The following is a 19,176-nucleotide window of genomic DNA, read 5'->3' as shown; positions in this document are numbered from 1 at the left end:
TTTGCCACGCCGCCGGGCGTATCAAAATAATGCCGAAAGAAACGGAGTGATTGAAGCACATGATGGTGAAAGACGTACAGCACGGCAAAACCACACGAAAGAGCTTTGCGCGCATCGATGAGATTCTGGAGATGCCCAATCTGATCGAGGTGCAGAAGAAATCCTACCGGTGGTTCTTGGACGAGGGCCTGCGAGAGGTGTTCTCGGACACTGCCAGCATCACGGACTACACCGGTAATTTGGAGCTTTCCTTCCTCGATTATTCGATGGACGACGAGCCCAAGTATTCGGTGGAGGAGTGCAAGGCGCGCGACGCCACATATGCCTCGCCGCTCAAGGTGCGCATGCGCCTTCGCAATAAGGAGACCGGCGAGATCAAGGAGCAGGAGATCTTCATGGGCGATTTCCCGCGCATGACCGATTCCGCCACCTTCATCATCAACGGCGCGGAACGCGCCATTGTTTCGCAGATCGTCCGTTCGCCCGGCGTCTATTACGGTAAGGAATTCGATAAGACGGATAAGGCGATCCTTTCCGCCACCGTTATTCCGTACCGCGGCGCGTGGCTCGAATACGAGACCGACTCGAACGACGTTTTCTACGTCCGTATCGATAAAAACCGCAAAATCCCGATCACCTCGTTCATTCGCGCAATCGGCGTAAAGACCGACGCGGAGATCAAGGAAGTGTTCGGCGAGGATGAGCGCATCATCGCGACCCTTGAAAAGGACCCGGCCACCACGGCGGACGAGGCGCTGATCGAGATCTACAAGAAGATGCGTCCGGGCGAGCCGCCCTCTGTCGAGTCCGCCACCAACCTGATGGATTCGATGTTCTTCGACATGCGCCGTTACGACATTTCCGCCGTCGGCCGCTACAAGTATAACAAGAAGCTTGCCATCGCGCGGCGCATCTCGGGCCACAAGCTGCTCGTGCCCGTTGCCGACCCGATGACGGGCGAAATCTTGGCGGAGGAAGGCGAGATCCTTTCCCGCGAGAAGGCGCGCCTGCTCGAGCGCCGCGGTGTGCACGGCGTTACCATTGAATCCGGCGAAGGCCGCCCGGTGCGCGTGTTTGGCAACGGCATGGTCGACGCGGATGATTTCAAGGACTACACCGGCTTTACCGCCGCCGAGCTGGGCCTGAAGGAAAAGGTCCGCTTTGTGGTCCTTAAGGAGATCATGGAGAACAATCAGGGCGAAGCGCTGAAGGCGCAGGTCACCGCCCGCATGACCGAGCTTGTACCCAAGACCATCATCGTGGACGACATGCTCGCTTCGATCTGCTACCTGCTGAACCTCGGCTGCGGCGTCGGTACGACGGACGATATCGACCACCTCGGTAACCGCCGCCTCCGTTCGGTCGGCGAGCTGCTGCAGAACCAGTTCCGCATCGGCTTCTCCCGTATGGAGCGCGTGATCCGCGAGCGCATGACGATTCAGGATTTGGATATCGTCACGCCGCAGAGCCTGATTAATATCCGTCCGGTCACCGCCGCGATCAAGGAGTTCTTCGGCTCCTCGCCGCTCTCTCAGTTCATGGACCAGAACAACCCGCTGGCGGAGCTGACGCACAAGCGCCGTATGTCCGCGCTCGGCCCCGGCGGTCTGAGCCGCGACCGCGCATCGTTCGAGGTGCGCGACGTGCACTACTCGCACTATGGCCGCCTGTGCCCGATCGAGACCCCTGAAGGCCCGAACATCGGTTTGATCTCCTATCTGGCGACTTATGCGCGCATCAACGATTTCGGCTTTATTGAAGCGCCCTACCGCGTGATCGATAAGGAGACCGGTAAGGTCACCGGCGATGTGCAGTATATGACCGCCGACGTGGAGGACGAATTTATCGTCTGTCAGGCGAACGAGCCGCTCGACGAAAACGGCTGTCTGGAACGCGACCGTATCACCTGCCGTATGCGCGATGAGATCATCGAGGTCGACCGCAAGGAAGTCGATCTGATGGACGTTTCGCCCCGCATGATGGTTTCCGTCGCGACCGCTTTCATTCCCTTCCTTGAGCACGACGACGCGAACCGCGCGTTGATGGGCGCGAACATGCAGCGTCAGGCCGTGCCGCTCTTAAAGTGCGAAGCGCCTGTCGTCGCGACCGGCATGGAATACAAGGCCGCGGTCGATTCCGGCACCATCCCGCTGGCGGAAAGCGACGGCGTGGTCACCCGCGTGACCGCGCGAGAGGTCGTTGTCAAGTACGACAAGGGCGATGAAAAAACCTATCACCTGACCAAGTTCCTGCGTTCCAACCAGTCTACCTGTATCAATATGCGACCGATCGTTTCGCTGGGCGAGCGCGTCAAGGCGGGCGACGTTCTGGCCGACGGCCCCTCGACCGATCAGGGCGAGATCGCGCTTGGCAAGAACGCGCTGATCGGCTTTATGACCTGGGAAGGCTATAACTACGAGGACGCCGTTCTGCTGAACGAGCGCCTTGTGCGCGACGACGTTTACACGTCCATCCACATTGAAGAATACGAATCCGAATCCCGCGATACCAAGCTTGGGCCGGAAGAGATCACCCGCGATATCCCGAACGTGGGCGAGGACGCGCTGCGCAACCTCGACGAGCGCGGCATCATCCGCGTCGGCGCCGAAGTGCAGGCGGGCGACATTCTGGTCGGTAAGGTGACGCCCAAGGGCGAGACCGAGCTGACCGCCGAGGAGCGCCTGCTGCGCGCCATCTTCGGTGAAAAGGCGCGCGAGGTGCGCGATACCTCGCTGCGCGCGCCGCACGGCGAAAGCGGCATCGTGGTGGACGTCAAGGTGTTCACTCGCGAAAACGGCGACGAGTTGTCGCCCGGCGTCAACATGGTCGTGCGCTGCTATATCGCGCAGAAGCGCAAGATCTCGGTCGGCGATAAGATGGCGGGCCGTCACGGTAACAAGGGTGTTGTATCCCGCATTTTGCCGCAGGAGGATATGCCGTTCCTGTCGGACGGCACCCCGCTCGACATCGTGCTCAACCCGCTGGGCGTGCCTTCCCGTATGAACATCGGTCAGGTACTGGAGGTGCATCTGGGCTTTGCCGCCCGTAAGCTCGGCTGGAAGGTCGAGACCCCGGTATTCGACGGCGCGAACGAGAAGGACATCGAGGAAGCGCTGATTAAGGCCGGTTACAACGGCGACGGCAAGAGCGTGCTGTACGACGGCCGCACCGGCGATAAGTTTGATAACCCGGTAACCGTTGGTTATATGTACTACCTCAAGCTGCACCATCTGGTCGACGATAAGATCCACGCGCGTTCGACCGGCCCGTACTCGCTCGTTACGCAGCAGCCGCTCGGCGGCAAGGCCCAGTTCGGCGGCCAGCGCTTCGGCGAGATGGAAGTTTGGGCGCTCGAGGCGTACGGCGCGGCCTACACGCTGCAGGAGATCCTGACCGTCAAGTCGGATGATATCACCGGCCGTGTCAAGACCTACGAGGCGATCGTTAAGGGCCACAACGTACCGCAGCCGGGCGTTCCGGAATCGTTCAAGGTATTGGTTAAGGAATTGCAGAGCCTGTGCCTTGATATTCAGGTGCTGGATGAAAATATGGATGTCATCGAGCTGGCGGACGATGAAGAGGATGAATCCGATTATATCCGTCCGATGGAGCACGCGGTGTCCGGTCAGGATGATGAGTTCGTGGCGGCCGGTTTCGGCATCAACAACGCCGAGGACGGCGACAGCGATCTGTTCGCCGACGCCGCGGTGGATGACGATGACGCCGACGACGATACCGAGGATGACCTTGACGCCGCCGGGGACGATTTTGACGACGGCCTCGACGAATGACCGAAGGAGCAAAGTCCGTTCAAAATCGTCCGTAAACAGGGAAGGAGCTCATAAAACTTTATGGGATATCATACATTCAACGCCATAAAAATCGGCCTTGCCTCGCCCGACCTGATCCGTGAATGGTCGTACGGTGAGGTGAAAAAGCCCGAAACCATCAACTACCGCACGCTCAAGCCTGAAAAGGACGGCCTTTTCTGCGAGCGTATCTTTGGCCCAACCAAGGACTGGGAGTGCCACTGCGGCAAATATAAGAAGGTTCGCTTTAAGGGCAAGGTCTGCGATAAGTGCGGCGTAGAGGTCACCCGCGCCAAGGTCCGCCGCGAGCGCATGGGCCACATCGAGCTGGCCGCGCCCGTATCGCACATCTGGTATTTCAAGGGCATTCCGTCCCGCATGGGCCTGATTCTCGACATCAGCCCGCGCGTACTGGAAAAGGTGCTCTACTTTGCCTCTTATATCGTCATTGATCCCGGCGACACGCCGCTGATGAAGAAGCAAATCCTGACCGAAGCCGAGTACCGCGACATGCGCGAAAAGTACGAGGATGACTTCAAGGCCGGCATGGGCGCCGAATCGATCAAGGCTCTGCTGGCCGAGCTCGATCTGGATAAGCTTTCGGCGGAACTGACCGCCGAGCTGCACGAGGCTTCCGGCCAGAAGCGCCTGCGGCTTATCAAGCGCCTTGAGGTTGCGGAATCGTTCCGCCTTTCGGGCAACCGCCCGGAGTGGATGATCATGGACGTCGTACCGGTCATCCCGCCCGAGATCCGTCCGATGGTACAGCTCGACGGCGGCCGCTTCGCAACGAGCGACCTTAACGACCTGTACCGCCGCGTGATCAACCGCAACAACCGCTTAAAGCGCCTGCTTGAGCTGGGCGCGCCCGATATCATCGTGCGCAACGAAAAGCGCATGCTGCAAGAGGCTGTGGACGCGCTGATCGATAACGGCCGCCGCGGCCGCCCGGTCACCGGTCCGAACAACCGCGCCCTCAAGAGCCTGTCCGACATGCTCAAGGGCAAGCAGGGCCGCTTCCGCCAGAACCTGCTGGGCAAGCGCGTCGACTACTCCGGCCGTTCGGTTATCGTCGTTGGTCCGGACCTGAAGATTTATCAGTGCGGCCTGCCCAAGGAGATGGCGCTCGAACTGTTCAAGCCCTTCGTCATGAAGAAGCTGGTCGAGGACGGCACCGCCTCCAACATCAAGTCCGCCAAGAAGATGGTGGAGCGCGCTAAGACCGAGGTCTGGGACGTGCTGGAAGGCATCATCAAGGGCCACCCAGTCATGCTGAACCGCGCGCCCACGCTGCACCGTCTGGGCATTCAGGCGTTCGAGCCCGTCCTCGTCGAGGGCCGCGCCATCCGCCTGCACCCGCTGGTATGTACCGCGTTCAACGCCGACTTTGACGGCGACCAGATGGCGGTTCACGTGCCGCTTTCCGCCGAGGCGCAGGCCGAGGCCCGCTTGCTCATGCTGTCCGCGAACAACCTGTTGAAGCCGCAGGACGGCAAGCCCGTCACCATCCCCTCGCAGGACATGGTGCTTGGCGCTTACTACCTGACCATTGACCGCGAAACCGAGCCGGGCACCGGCAAGATATTCCGCAACGCGGACGAGGCGCTGATGGCCTACGATCAGGGCGTTGTCGGCATCCACGCGCCGATCAAGGTGCGCATGGAGCGCGATCTGGGCGACCGTAAAATCTCCAAGCTGGTCGACGCAACCCCGGGCCGTTTGATCTTCAACGAGCGCATTCCGCAGGATTTGGGCTTTGTCGACCGTTCCGATCCCGACAAGCTGCTGGACCTTGAAATTATGTTCACCGCGGGCAAGAAGGAGCTTGGCAAGATCATCGACCGCTGCATTCACGTGCACGGCTTCAACGTCACGGCCGAGGTGCTGGACTCGATCAAGGCCATGGGCTATAAGTATTCCACCAAGGGCGCGCTGACCGTTGCGGTTGCCGATATGTCGGTTCCGGATGAAAAACCGGTGCTGATCGGCGAGACTGAAAAGAAGGTCGCCCTGATCGATAAGAAATACAAGCGCGGCTTTATCACGGACGACGAACGCTACCGCCTGACCGTTGCCGAGTGGGAAAAGACCACGGGCGAAGTCACCAAGGCGCTGCAAGGCAACATGGAGAAGTTCAACCCGATCCAGATGATGGCTACCTCGGGCGCTCGTGGTTCGATCAACCAGATCCGTCAGCTGGCCGGTATGCGCGGCCTGATGGCATCCACCTCTGGTAAGACGATCGAAATCCCGATCAAGTCCAACTTCCGTGAAGGCCTGTCGGTACTCGAGTACTTCATCTCCGCGCGTGGCGCCCGTAAGGGTCTGGCCGATACCGCGCTTCGTACCGCCGACTCGGGTTACCTGACCCGCCGTCTGGTCGACGTTTCGCAGGATGTCATCATCCGCGAGGACGACTGCGGCGCTGTCAAGGGCATCTGGGTAGAAGACATCAAGGAAGGCAACCAGATCATCGAGCCGCTGCGCGAGCGCTTGCTCGGCCGCTACCCGGTGAACGATATCATGGACGACGCGGGCAATCTGATCGTGTCCAGCAGCAAAATGCTGGATGAGGCGGACGCAGACCGCATCATCGCCGCCGGCATCAAGCGCGTGCAGCTGCGCAGCGTTCTGGAATGCCGCGCGCGCAAGGGCGTGTGCACCCATTGTTACGGCATGAACCTTGCCACTGGCAATCCGTGCGGCAAGGGCGAAGCGGTAGGCATTATCGCGGCCCAGTCGATTGGCGAGCCCGGCACCCAGCTGACCATGCGTACCTTCCACACCGGCGGCGTCGCCGGTTCGGATATCACGCAAGGTCTGCCCCGTGTAGAAGAACTGTTCGAGGCGCGCAAGCCCAAGAAGGCCGCGACCCTCGCGGAGATCGGCGGCGTGGTTTCGATCGAGGAATCCAAGCGCACCACGGTCAAAACCGTCAACATCACCAACCGCGACTCCGGCGAAATGGTTTCGTACCAGCTGGCTTCTTCCTCCGGTATCCGCGTGGAGGACGGCCAGACTGTCGCCGTGGGCGAGCAGCTCAACGACGGCGCGCTGAACCCGCACGATATTCTGCGCATCCTCGATCCGCGCGCCGTGCACGATTATGAGATCAAGGAAGTACAGAAGGTTTACCGCCAGCAGGGCGTTGATATCAATGATAAGCATATCGAAGTTATCGTCCGCCAGATGATGCGCAAGGTGCGCGTTGAGGACGCGGGCGACGCGACCGTGTTGCCCGGCTCGGTCATGGACCTGCTTGAGTTTGAGGACTGCAACAAGCAGGTGCAGAGCCGTATCGAAGCGGGCGAGGAAGGCCTGCAGCCTGCGGTCTCCGAGCCGACGCTGATGGGTATCACCAAGGCTTCTCTGGCTACGGATTCGTGGATGAGCGCCGCGTCCTTCCAGGAGACCACGCGCGTGCTGACCGACGCCGCCATCAAGGGCAAGGTCGACCCGCTGCTGGGCCTGAAGGAAAACGTTATTATCGGCAAGCTGATCCCCGCCGGTTCGGGCATGACCGAGTACTGCGACGGTCATTACGAAAAAACGGTGGATCTCGATTCCAACAGTTCCTTATAAGGTATAAAACAGGGAAAACAGGGGAATGCTTTGTGGCGTTCCTCTGTTTTTATTCGATTGCAAGCGGCGCTCGCAATCGATCCCCGCGCCCAAAGCACACCGGAATTTTGATTCCGGCGCGCTTTGGCCATTGCCTTTGGAATGCGTGCTGCGGCGCGCGGCGTGGGGGAGAGAATACTGTGAATTTCTACGATAAATCTGGAAAAGTGCTTGACTTCGCTGCTGCAAACCGCTATACTAATGTAGTATGCCGTATAGGAGGGTTACTATGCTTTCAGAACTTCGCACGGCGCACAAGGTCATTGGTGTGAAGCAGTCGAAAAAAGCCATTCGGGACGGCGCGGCCGCCGAGGTCTTCGTCGCGCTGGACGCGGAAAAGCGCGTCACAGCACCCATCTATGAGCTTTGCGGCGAAACGAATACCAAGGTGAGCGAGATCACCACTATGGCGGAACTGGGCGACGCGGCCGGTATTGATGTCGGCGCCGCGGTGGTCACGGTTCTGCGCCAAACCAGCTGAAACTGCGCAAAACGCGCTTTTTCATAAACACTTTTGAAAGAAGGAGGAAATAAAATGCCAACTTTTAACCAACTCGTCCGTAAGGGTCGCGAGGCAGTCACCGCCAAGTCCACGGCGCCGGCTCTGCAGGTAGGCTACAACTCTCAGAAGAAGAAGGCCACCGACCAGTCCGCTCCGCAGAAACGCGGTGTTTGCACGACGGTTAAAACCATGACGCCGAAGAAGCCGAACTCCGCGCTTCGTAAGGTCGCTCGTGTCAAGCTGACCAACCAGATGGAAGTATCCGCTTACATCCCGGGTATCGGTCACAACCTGCAGGAGCACTCTGTCGTTATGGTTCGCGGCGGCCGTGTCAAGGATCTTCCTGGCGTGCGCTACCACATCATCCGCGGCACACTGGATACGCAGGGCGTAGCGGATCGCCGTCAGGCGCGCTCCAAGTACGGCGCGAAAAGACCTAAGGCAGGCAAGTAAGCTTACCTGCTGACGTTTTGCGAGAAAAGTTAAAATTTTCAGAGCAAAGCACAAGCATGCTTTGTCTGGGCGTTTTATATCCGAAACCGATATATCACCTCGGACAGGCATTACAACGGTTTTTCTTAATTGATAAGAAGGCCGGAGTACCTATGAAATCAAATATTTTTGAAGGAGGGAAGTAAAGTGCCAAGAAGAGGTAATGTCCCCAAGAGAGACGTTCTGCCCGATCCGCTTTATAATTCCAAGCTCGTCACGAAGCTGGTCAATTCGATCATGCTGGACGGCAAGAAGGGCGTTTCGCAGAAAGTCGTTTATGGTGCTTTTGATATCATCCGTGAAAAGACCGGACGGGAGCCGCTGGAGGTTTTCACCGAAGCGATGGAGAACATCATGCCGTCGCTCGAAGTTAAGGCCCGCCGTGTAGGCGGCGCCACCTATCAGGTTCCGATGGAAGTCCGTCCCGAGCGCCGTCAGACGCTGGGCCTTCGCTGGATGACCAAGTATTCGCGCGCGCGCAGCGAAAAGACCATGCGCGAGCGTTTGGCCGGCGAGATCATGGACGCCTGCAACAGCCTGGGCGGTGCTGTCAAGAAGCGTGAGGATACGCACAAGATGGCGGAAGCGAACAAGGCGTTCGCGCACTACCGTTATTAATAGAGGCGTTTCCCGCTACGCTTTGAAAGGAGAGCAATATGCCTAGAGAATATTCCCTAGAAAGAACCAGAAACATCGGCATCATGGCCCACATCGATGCCGGTAAAACCACCACCACCGAGCGTATCTTGTTTTACACCGGTGTAAACCACAAGATCGGCGAGACGCACGACGGCGGCGCGACGATGGACTGGATGGAGCAGGAACAGGAGCGCGGCATCACGATCACGTCCGCCGCGACCACCTGCCACTGGGACGGTTCCCAGCACCAGTTCCCGGAGCACCGCATCAACATCATCGACACCCCGGGCCACGTTGACTTCACCGTTGAGGTAGAGCGCTCGCTGCGCGTACTGGACGGCTCCGTCACCGTATTCTGCGCCAAGGGCGGCGTTGAGCCGCAGTCTGAAACGGTTTGGCATCAGGCGGACAAGTATCAAGTCCCGCGTATGGCGTTCGTCAACAAGATGGACATCATGGGCGCCGATTTCTACAATGTCGTCGGCATGATGAAGGACCGCCTCAAGTGCAACGCCGTGCCGATCCAGCTGCCGATCGGTGTTGAGGATACCTTTAAGGGCATCGTCGACCTGATCAACATGCGCGCTGAAGTCTACTATGACGACCTCGGCAAGGACGTCCGCGACGAGGACATCCCGGAGGAGCTGCAGGAAAAGGCGCAGGAGTATCACGACGCGCTGATCGAAGCGGTCGCCGAGCTTGACGAGGATCTGATGATGAAGTACCTCGAGGGCGAGGAGATCACCGTTCCGGAGATCAAGGCCGCGCTGCGCAAGGGCGTGTGCAATGTTGAGATCATTCCGGTGCTGTGCGGCACCTCATACCGCAACAAGGGCGTTCAGCCCCTGCTTGACGCGGTAATCGAGTATATGCCCGCGCCGACCGATATCCCGGATATCAAGGGTATCAACCCCAAGACCGATGAAGAGGACTCCCGCCCGTCTTCCGACGAAGCGCCGTTCTCCGCACTCGCGTTCAAGATCGCGACCGACCCGTACGTTGGCCGCCTGACCTTCTTCCGCGTTTACTCCGGCACGATCACGGCCGGCTCCTCGGTGCTCAACGCCACCAAGGACAACCGTGAGCGTCTGGGCCGTATTCTGCAGATGCACGCCAACCACCGTCAGGATATCGACGTTGTTTACTCCGGTGATATCGCGGCGGCCGTAGGCTTTAAGAACACCACCACGGGCGACACGCTCTGCGATGAAAAGCATCCGATCATCCTCGAGTCCATGGAGTTCCCGGAACCGGTTATCCGCGTTGCGATCGAACCCAAGACCAAGGCCGGTCAGGAAAAGATGGGCATCGCGCTTTCCAAGCTGGCAGAAGAAGATCCGACCTTCCGCACCTACACGGATGAGGAAACCGGTCAGACCATCATCGCCGGCATGGGCGAATTGCACCTTGAGATCATCGTCGACCGTCTGCTCCGCGAGTTTAAGGTGGAAGCAAACGTAGGCTCTCCCCAAGTTGCGTACAAGGAAACCATCCGCCGTTCGGCTGATGTGGATCAGAAGTACGCCCGCCAGTCCGGCGGTAAGGGCCAGTACGGCCACTGTAAGATCATTGTTGAGCCGAACGAGTCCGGCAAGGGCTACGAGTTCATCAACAAGATCGTCGGCGGCGCGATTCCGAAGGAATATATCGAGCCTGTCAATCAGGGTATTCAGGGCGCAATGCAGGCCGGTATCCTTGCGGGCTACCCGGTCGTTGACGTGAAGGTAACGCTGTACGACGGCTCTTACCACGAAGTCGACTCTTCCGAAATGGCGTTTAAGATCGCCGGTTCCATGGCGTTCAAGGAAGCGATGCGGAAGGCCGACCCGGTGCTGATGGAGCCCATCATGCAGGTTGACGTTATGGTTCCGGAGGAGTATATGGGCGACGTAATCGGCGACCTGAACTCCCGCCGCGGCCAGATTCAGGGCATGGAAGCGCGCGGCGGCGTACAGGCCATCGCGGCGGCCGTCCCGCTTTCCGAAATGTTCGGCTATGCCACGACGCTTCGTTCGCGCAGTCAGGGCCGCGGCCAGTACACCATGCAGCCCAGCCACTACACCGAGGTGCCGAAGAACATTCAGGAGAAGATCATCGACCAGCGCAACAAAAACGATAACTAAAACCTATTGCATTTTTCTGCAATTTGCGGTAGAATAAATCTACCAATGACTTAGAATTCAAATTACGAGGAGGATATCCACCATGGCTAAGGAAAAGTTTGAAAGAAATAAGCCGCATATTAACATCGGCACCATCGGCCACGTTGACCACGGCAAGACCACGCTGACCGCGGCTATCACCAAGGTTCTGGCTCTCGCGGGCGACGCGGAGTATCAGGCCTATGACGCGATCGATAAGGCGCCGGAAGAGAAAGAGCGCGGCATCACGATCAATACCGCTCACGTTGAGTACCAGACCGACAAGCGCCACTACGCGCACGTCGACTGCCCGGGCCACGCTGACTACGTTAAGAACATGATCACCGGCGCTGCTCAGATGGACGGTGCTATTCTGGTTGTTTCTTCTGCTGACGGCCCGATGCCCCAGACCCGCGAGCACATCCTGCTTGCCCGTCAGGTTGGCGTTCCCTATATCGTTGTATTCATGAACAAGGTCGATCAGGTCGACGACGAGGAGCTGCTCGATCTCGTAGAGATGGAGATTCGCGAACTGCTGTCCTCCTACGACTTCCCGGGCGACGACGTGCCGGTTATCCGCGGCACCGCGCTGGGCGTGCTGGAGTCCGACTCCAAGGATCCGAACGCTCCGGAGTACAAGTGCATCCGCGAGCTGATGGACGCTGTTGACGAGTATATCCCGACCCCCGAGCGCAAGGCGGACCTGCCGTTCATCATGCCTGTCGAGGACGTATTCTCCATCACCGGCCGCGGCACCGTTGCTACCGGCCGTGTTGAGCGCGGTCAGCTGAAGCTGAGCGAAGAAGTTGAGATCGTTGGTCTCATGGAAGCGCCCCGCAAGACCGTTGTTACCGGTATCGAAATGTTCCGCAAGCTGCTTGACTACGCTGAGGCTGGCGACAACATCGGCGCTCTGCTTCGCGGCATCCAGAAGACCGACATCGAGCGCGGTCAGGTTCTGGCTAAGCCCGGCTCCATCCACCCGCACACCAAGTTCCGCGGTCAGGTTTACGTTCTGAAGAAGGAAGAGGGCGGCCGTCACACCCCGTTCTTCAATAACTACCGCCCGCAGTTCTACTTCCGCACCACCGACGTTACCGGCGTTATCGCTCTGCCGGAAGGCGTTGAGATGTGCATGCCCGGCGACAACGTTGAAATGGATGTTGAGCTGATCACCCCCATCGCTATCGAGGAAGGCCTCCGCTTCGCTATCCGCGAAGGCGGCCGTACCGTTGGCTCCGGCGTTGTTATCAAGATCAACGAGTAATTTTAAGCTGCTTTGCAGTTTGAAAAACCGTTATTTATAACGCTTTTCAAGAGTGCCCGAACATTTTGTTCGGGCACTCTTTTGCTTGTCAAAGAACTCCCTCGCGCCGCAGCGCGCATAAAATAGGATTTTGCCGCTTGCGGCAAAATTCATAAAAACCGGGAGCATGTATCTCGGTTTTTATACAAACCGACTTCAAGTGTGCCTGTAAGGCGCGCGCAGAAGCCGGAATTTTCGATCGAAATGGGGCTTTGTTTCGATCGACAGACTGTCAAAAAACTATTTTTGACAGTCTGAAGAGTGCCCGAACATTTTGTTCGGGCACTCTTTTGCCTGTTTTTGAAGTTTTTGCATGTGTGAAAACCTGTTTTGCGCGGGAGAATAAGTGCAAAAGGAGGTTTTGCACATGGAAAAGAAAGAGGTTTCTCAAAAACAACTGGATTCGGCCAAGAAAAATATAGAGTGGATGGAGCTTTCCAAGCCGAGCGTGGCCGCGCGCGACACACAGGGCGGCGCGCCGACGGCGGATGAAGCGTTCCCGACCGGCAAGGCGCTCAGCCCGCATGACCGCGATTGCGGACACGCGCATCCGATCAGCGGGACCAACAGCGACGACCTGCGCGATTGGTGCGGCGAGCACGAGCTTTAAGCAGCGCCGACTTGTAGGGGCTGCGACGAAACGCCAAACGTCGCGGCCCCTGTTTTTGCTTTCCCTTGGCGGCAAGCAAAAGCCTGCTTGCGCGGCGCTGTGATTTACTTTTTCCCCATGCTGTGATAAAATAAAATAAGTATCGGAACCCGTGGCGACGGGCGCGCATAGCCTGAATGCAGGAGGGGAACACCATGTCTGTTTTCTGGCAAACCGTGCTCGCCGTTTTTGCCGCTGTCGGGTTTTATACGGTGCTGCATACCGTGTATGAGCTTGTGTTCATGCGCGTGCTGCGTCAACGCGGCAGCGCGGAGCTGACGCTCTATGGCGATGGCTGCGACGCCTCGTCCGAGCAGCTCATTCGCGTTGCGCTGCATATGCGCAGGCAGTACCTGCCCGGTCTGTCCATCACCTTTGTCGAGATCGGCAACGGGCAAGGGCAGAATATCGCCAAGCATATGGCGGTGCGGCAGGACATCATGTATCTGGACTAATAAAGCCAAGGATTGGGGAAAGCGCAAGTGGACGAGAGAGAGTACGTAATGATACGCGGCACGGTGCAGCAGATCGTTTTCTACAATGCGGAAAACGGCTATGCCGTGCTGCGTCTCCTGTCCGAGGATGGGGGCGAGGTTACCGCGACCGGCACCTTTCCCAATATCGGACTGGGGGAACAGGTGATTCTGACCGGCTTTTGGGTCACGCATCCGTCCTATGGGGAACAGTTTTCCACCGAGGCGTTTGAACGCCGCCTGCCTTCGTCGGTGCGCGGTATCGCGGAGTATCTCGGCTCCGGCCTGATACGCGGCGTGGGTCAACGGCTCGCCGCGCGCATTGCCGAAAAGTTTGGAGAGGATACCTTTGATATCCTGATGGCCGAACCCGAGCGGTTGACCGAGCTGCGCGGCATCACCGAACGCAAGGCGAAAGAGATTGGCCGCCAGTTCACGGAACAGAGCGAAATGCGGCTGCTGATGGATTTTCTAAACGAGCATGCGCTGCCGCTCTCGCTGACCGCGCTGCTTTATAAGCGCCTCGGCGCAAGCGCGATCGACGCGCTGTGTGAAAACCCCTATCTGCTGTGCGACGCTTATTACGAGATTGATTTTAAACTGGCCGATGCGCTGGCGTTTAATCTGGGTCTGTCCATGCTATCCGAGGAACGGGCGGACGCGGGCGTGATTTATACGCTTTCTTTTAATTTGGATAACGGCCATACGTTTATTCCCGTGGAAAAGCTGGTGGGCGCGGTGTGCGCCCTGCTTAGCGAGGACGATGTGGTATTCGACGAAAACCGCGCGCTGGAAAGCATCGACCGGCTGGCCGACGGAGGCAAGCTTGTGCGGGAGTTCATCGCCGGGCGGGACGCGGTTTACCTGCGTACCATGCATGAAGCCGAGGCCTATTTGGCCGAAGCGCTGTGCCATATGGCGGAACGCAACTTTGAATATGATTTTGATGTGGACGAGCTGCTAACCGCATTGGAGCTGGACAGCGCGTTTCCGTTTTCGGAAAACCAAAAACAGGCGATCGCGAAAGCGGCAAAAAACGGCCTTGTCATTCTGACCGGCGGCCCCGGCACCGGTAAAACGACCACGGTGCGCGGCATTCTGGAGGTTTTTGAGGCGCTCGGTCTTAATACGCTGCTGGCCGCGCCTACCGGGCGCGCCGCCAAGCGCTTATCCGAATTGACCGGGATGGAGGCCAAGACCATACACCGCTTGCTGGAAGCGGGTTACGCCGCGGGCGGGCGGCTGGCCTTTCAGCGCAGTATGACCAATCCGCTCGAATGCGACGCGGTCATTTTGGACGAGGTATCCATGGTCGATATCTCGCTGATGCAGGCGCTGATCGAAGCGCTGCCCTATGGCGCGCGATTAATCCTCGTAGGCGACGCGGACCAGCTGCCGCCCGTTGGGCCGGGCAACTTTCTGCGGGACCTGATCGGCTCGCACTGCGTGCCGACGATCGAGCTGACCGAGATATTTCGACAGGCGCAAAAGTCCGATATTGTAATGAACGCGCATGCGGTCAATGCGGGGCGGATGCCGAGGGCGTCTGCGGCCGATGGAGACTTTTTTATCATGAAGCGCTCGGACCCGGCGGCCGTCATCGAAACGATCGCGCAGCTCTGCGTCAAGCGATTACCCGAGCACTACGGATTTGCCCCTTCGCAGATTCAGGTATTGTCGCCCGCCAGACGGCAAGGGAGCGGCACGGCGCCGCTCAACGCCCGCTTGCAGGAGGCGCTCAACCCGCCAAGCGCGGACAAGGCGGAAAAGCGCTTTGGCGAAACCGTGTTCCGCGAAGGCGACCGCGTGATGCAGGTGCGCAACAATTATGATATCGTATGGGAAAAAAGCGGCGAGGAAGAAGCGGGCACCGGTATCTTTAACGGGGATGTGGGCGAGCTCGTCAGGATCTATCCGCAGCAGGAATGCCTGATCGTCCGCTTTGACGATAAGCTGGCTACATATACGTTTGACATGCTGAACGAATTGGAACTGGCCTATGCCGTAACGGTGCACAAGGCGCAGGGCAGCGAATTTGACGCGGTGGTGCTGGCGCTGTCCAGCGGCATTCCGCGCCGTTTGCTCACGCGCAATATTTTGTATACCGCGATCACGCGCGCCAAGCGGCTGCTGGTCATTGTCGGCAGCGGCGAGACCATTACCTACATGGTGGATAATAACCAGAAGGGCAGGCGTTACAGCGCGCTCAAGGTGCGGCTGCGCGACAAGTGGCGGCCGGGGACGGAAAAAACGGAAAATTCGGGGTAAATGGGTGCAAATTGATAATAAATTTGCAAATAGCCTTGAAAAGCATGACCTGCTTGGGTTATAATGTAATGAATGAAAATTTGGCTTAAAGGTAAGGATGAATAGATATGGGCTCTTTTTTAGAAACGCTGGCTAAAAAATTCTCGCTGTTTTCAAGCGATATCGGGATTGACCTCGGCACCGCAACCGTGCTGGTCTATGTCAAGGGCAAGGGCGTTGTGCTGAACGAGCCCTCTGTTGTGGCGGTGGACAAGGCTTCGGGTAAAATACTGTCCGTCGGCGCGGACGCGCAGAAGATGCTGGGCCGTACGCCGGGCAATATCGTCGCGATCCGTCCGCTGCGCGAAGGCGTCATTTCAGACTATGAGATGACCGAGCGCATGATCAAGGAATTTATCCGCAAGGTACAGGGCTTCCGTCTGTTCAAGCCCAATCTGGTGATCTGCGTGCCTTCGGTCATTACCGAAGTGGAAGAGCGCGCCGTGATCGACGCGGGCACGCAGGCGGGCGCTAAGCGCGTGTTTTTGGTGGAAGAACCGGTGGCCGCCGCGATTGGCGCGGGCATCGATATCGCCAAGCCCAACGGCAACATGGTCGTCGATATCGGCGGCGGCACGACCGATGTGGCGGTCATTTCCCTTGGCGGCATCGTGGAATCGACCTCGATCAAAATCGCGGGCGATAAGTTTGATGAAGCCATCGTCAAGTACGTGCGCCGCAAGCACAACGCGCTGATCGGCGACCGCACGGCGGAAGCGATCAAGAAGGGCATCGGCTGTGTCTATCCCCGCACCGAGGAAGTCACGATGGAGGTCAAGGGCCGCTGCCTGATGACCGGTCTGCCGCGCACCTTTTCGGTCAACTCGACCGAAATCCTCGACGCGTTGGAAGAGGTCAGCGCCGCCATTATCGAAGCGATCCACTGGGTTATCGAGCGCACGCCGCCCGAACTGACCGGCGATATCTCCACCAACGGCATCGTGATGACGGGCGGCGGCTCGCTGATTTGGGGCTTTGACAAGCTGGTCGCCTCCAAGACCGGCATCCCGACCCATATCGCGGACGAAGCGATCTCCTGTGTCGCGTACGGCACGGGCAACTGTCTGGAAAACCTGCAAGCCATGCAGGATGGCACCATGAATCTTTCCCGCCGGCGGCAGATGATGCAGTGACCGAGCAGGAAAAATACATGAAGGCCGCGCTGCGTCTGGCGCAGAAGGCGGCGGAGGAAGGCGAGGTGCCGGTCGGCGCCGTCGTGGTGCGCGATGGCAAGATCGTCGGCCGCGGGCGCAACCGGCGCGAGACCAAAAAAAACGCCCTGCACCATGCAGAGATCGAGGCGATCGGCAAGGCATGCAAAAAGCTTGGCGGCTGGCGGCTGCATCAATGCGATCTGTACGTAACGCTGGAACCCTGCCCGATGTGCGCGGGGGCCATAATCAACGCCCGCATCCGCACCGTTATTTACGGGGCAAGCGATCCAAAGGCCGGCTCCTGCGGCACGCTGGTCGATCTGTTTGCGCTGCCCTATAACCATAAGCCCGCCGTGGTCGGCGGCGTCATGGAGGAGGCCTGCGCGGGTCTCCTCACGGCATTTTTTAAAAAGCTTCGCGAAAAGAGGGGAAGGGGCGCGAAAAACGCCTCAAAAACAAACTAAGGGGTATTGTATGCAAAGAGAAAGACTGGGCTCGCGGCTGGGATTCATCCTGCTGTCGGCGGGCTGCGCGATCGGTATCGGCAACGTGTGGAAATTTCCATATATGGCGGGACAGTACGGCGGGGGCGCATTCGTACTGTTTTACATCTTCTTTTTGATTATTCTCGGACTGCCCATCATGACGATGGAGTTCGCCGTTGGCCGCGCGAGCCAGAAAAGTCCGGTAGCGGCGTATCAGGCGCTGGAAAAGCCGGGGCAGAAATGGCATATCCACGGCTATCTCGCGATGATCGGCAACTATTTGCTGATGATGTTTTACACCACCGTCGCGGGCTGGATGCTGCATTATTTTTATTTGACCGCGTCGGGACGTTTTGTCGGCGCGTCGCCCGATCAGGTGGCGGGCACCTTTACCGAAATGCTCTCGCAGCCGCTCGTCATGGGCGGCTGGATGGTGCTGGTCGTGCTCATCGGCTTTGGCATTTGCTCGTTCGGCCTGCAAAACGGTCTGGAGCGCGTGACCAAGGTGATGATGATCGCGCTGCTCGCGATCATGGTTGTGCTCGCGGTCAACAGCATCATGATGGATGGCGCGTCCGAGGGCCTTTCCTTCTACCTAAAGCCTGATTTTGCCCGCATGGCGGAGGTCGGTGTTGGCGCGACCATCGTCGGTGCGATGAACCAGTCGTTCTTCACGCTTTCGCTCGGCATCGGCGCGATGGCGATCTTCGGCAGCTATATCGGCAAGGGCCGCGCCTTGATGGGCGAGGCGGTCAGCGTCGGTATTTTGGATACCTTTGTGGCCATCACGGCGGGCCTGATCATTTTCCCGGCCTGCTTTTCCTTTGGCGTGCCGTCGGACAGCGGACCGAGCCTGATTTTCATCACCCTGCCCAATATCTTCAATAATATTCCGCTTGGCCGCCTGTGGGGCAGCCTGTTCTTCGTCTTTATGGCGTTCGCGGCGTTTTCCACTGTGCTCGCCGTGTTTGAGAACATTCTCTCCTGCGGTATGGACCTGACCGGCGCGAGCCGAAAAAAGGTTGCGGCGGTAAACATCGTGCTGATGATCCTGCTGTCGCTGCCGTGCGTGCTGGGCTACAACCTGTGGAGCGGCTTCCAGCCGTTCGGCGCGGGGTCCGCCGTGCTCGATTTAGAGGATTTTCTCGTATCCAACCTGTGGCTGCCCATCGGCTCGCTCGTTTACCTTCTGTTCTGTACCAGCCGCTACGGCTGGGGCTGGAAGAAGTTTAAAGAGGAAGCCAACGAAGGCGGCGGCATCAAGGTGCAGGACTGGATGCGCATCTATGTCAGCTATATTCTTCCGGTCATTGTGTTGATCATCTTTGCGCTTGGGATAAAAGATAAGTTCTTTGCTTAAAACACTTGAAAAATGCGGTGCAATAGGATATAATAATTTCTGTTGCACCCCATCTTTGCCGGTGTGATGGAATTGGTAGACGTAGTGGACTCAAAATCCACCGCTGGCGACAGCGTACCGGTTCGAGTCCGGTCACCGGCACCACTCAGAAACACCCCTTATGGCACGAAGCCCCGCCGCAATACGGCGAGACTTCTAAGCCGGACGGGGTGTTTCTTCGTTATCGGAGCAGACCCGC

Annotated in this window: 13 protein-coding genes and 1 tRNA gene; all 14 read left to right on the top strand. The window is 58.4% G+C overall.

Going from position 1 to position 19,176, the window contains the following annotated elements; genetic code table 11:
* Window positions 1-62: 62 nt before the first annotated feature.
* The 14 genes from rpoB to NE562_RS10545 all read left to right on the top strand — a co-directional run bounded on the left by rpoB (window position 63) and on the right by NE562_RS10545 (window position 19,082).
* Window positions 63-3,791 (top strand): DNA-directed RNA polymerase subunit beta, encoded by a 3,729-nt coding sequence (rpoB, locus tag NE562_RS10610; protein WP_280962437.1) that lies wholly within the window; start codon window positions 63-65, stop codon window positions 3,789-3,791.
* A gap of 60 nt (window positions 3,792-3,851) precedes the next feature.
* The gene (gene rpoC, locus NE562_RS10605; protein WP_280962393.1) at window positions 3,852-7,391 is read left to right on the top strand and encodes a DNA-directed RNA polymerase subunit beta'; all 3,540 of its coding nucleotides are present in this window, start codon (window positions 3,852-3,854) and stop codon (window positions 7,389-7,391) included.
* A 268-nt stretch (window positions 7,392-7,659) separates the two neighbouring features.
* Window positions 7,660-7,911, top strand: coding sequence for a ribosomal L7Ae/L30e/S12e/Gadd45 family protein (locus NE562_RS10600; protein WP_280962392.1), 252 nt, complete (start codon window positions 7,660-7,662; stop codon window positions 7,909-7,911).
* Window positions 7,912-7,965: 54 nt separating this feature from the next.
* Entirely contained in the window at window positions 7,966-8,385 is a 420-nt protein-coding gene (gene rpsL / locus NE562_RS10595) for a 30S ribosomal protein S12 (RefSeq protein WP_280962391.1), read from the top strand.
* 186 nt (window positions 8,386-8,571) lie between these two features.
* Complete coding sequence (rpsG, locus tag NE562_RS10590; RefSeq protein ID WP_280962390.1) at window positions 8,572-9,042, top strand: 30S ribosomal protein S7; 471 nt, start codon at window positions 8,572-8,574, stop codon at window positions 9,040-9,042.
* Between the two features lie 38 nt (window positions 9,043-9,080).
* On the top strand, window positions 9,081-11,186 hold the full coding sequence (gene fusA / locus NE562_RS10585) for an elongation factor G (protein ID WP_280962389.1): 2,106 nt from the start codon (window positions 9,081-9,083) through the stop codon (window positions 11,184-11,186).
* A gap of 82 nt (window positions 11,187-11,268) precedes the next feature.
* The gene (tuf, locus tag NE562_RS10580) at window positions 11,269-12,471 is read left to right on the top strand and encodes an elongation factor Tu (RefSeq protein ID WP_280962388.1); all 1,203 of its coding nucleotides are present in this window, start codon (window positions 11,269-11,271) and stop codon (window positions 12,469-12,471) included.
* A 406-nt stretch (window positions 12,472-12,877) separates the two neighbouring features.
* Window positions 12,878-13,120: a hypothetical protein gene (locus NE562_RS10575; protein ID WP_280962387.1), complete on the top strand. Its 243-nt coding sequence runs from the start codon at window positions 12,878-12,880 to the stop codon at window positions 13,118-13,120.
* 194 nt (window positions 13,121-13,314) lie between these two features.
* A complete protein-coding gene (locus NE562_RS10570; protein WP_280962386.1) occupies window positions 13,315-13,614 on the top strand; it encodes a hypothetical protein in 300 nt (99 codons plus the stop codon).
* Between the two features lie 27 nt (window positions 13,615-13,641).
* Window positions 13,642-15,900 (top strand): ATP-dependent RecD-like DNA helicase, encoded by a 2,259-nt coding sequence (locus tag NE562_RS10565; RefSeq protein WP_280962385.1) that lies wholly within the window; start codon window positions 13,642-13,644, stop codon window positions 15,898-15,900.
* A 107-nt stretch (window positions 15,901-16,007) separates the two neighbouring features.
* Window positions 16,008-17,072, top strand: coding sequence for a rod shape-determining protein (locus NE562_RS10560; protein ID WP_305147452.1), 1,065 nt, complete (start codon window positions 16,008-16,010; stop codon window positions 17,070-17,072).
* Entirely contained in the window at window positions 17,069-17,557 is a 489-nt protein-coding gene (gene tadA / locus NE562_RS10555) for a tRNA adenosine(34) deaminase TadA (RefSeq protein WP_280962384.1), read from the top strand. Before NE562_RS10560 ends, tadA begins: the two co-directional genes overlap by 4 nt.
* Before the next feature lie 10 nt (window positions 17,558-17,567).
* Window positions 17,568-18,938 carry a sodium-dependent transporter gene (locus tag NE562_RS10550; protein ID WP_280962383.1) on the top strand — a complete coding sequence of 457 codons (1,371 nt, stop codon included), beginning with the start codon at window positions 17,568-17,570 and terminating at the stop codon, window positions 18,936-18,938.
* Between the two features lie 57 nt (window positions 18,939-18,995).
* A tRNA-Leu gene (locus NE562_RS10545) sits at window positions 18,996-19,082 on the top strand.
* The last annotated feature ends 94 nt before the right edge of the window (window positions 19,083-19,176 follow it).

Origin of the sequence: Butyricicoccus faecihominis (assembly GCF_024462775.1) — a bacterium.
Lineage (GTDB): Bacteria > Bacillota > Clostridia > Oscillospirales > Butyricicoccaceae > Agathobaculum > Agathobaculum faecihominis_A.
Note: the sequence above shows the minus strand (reverse complement) of the source record. Positions and strands in the feature narration are given on the sequence as shown.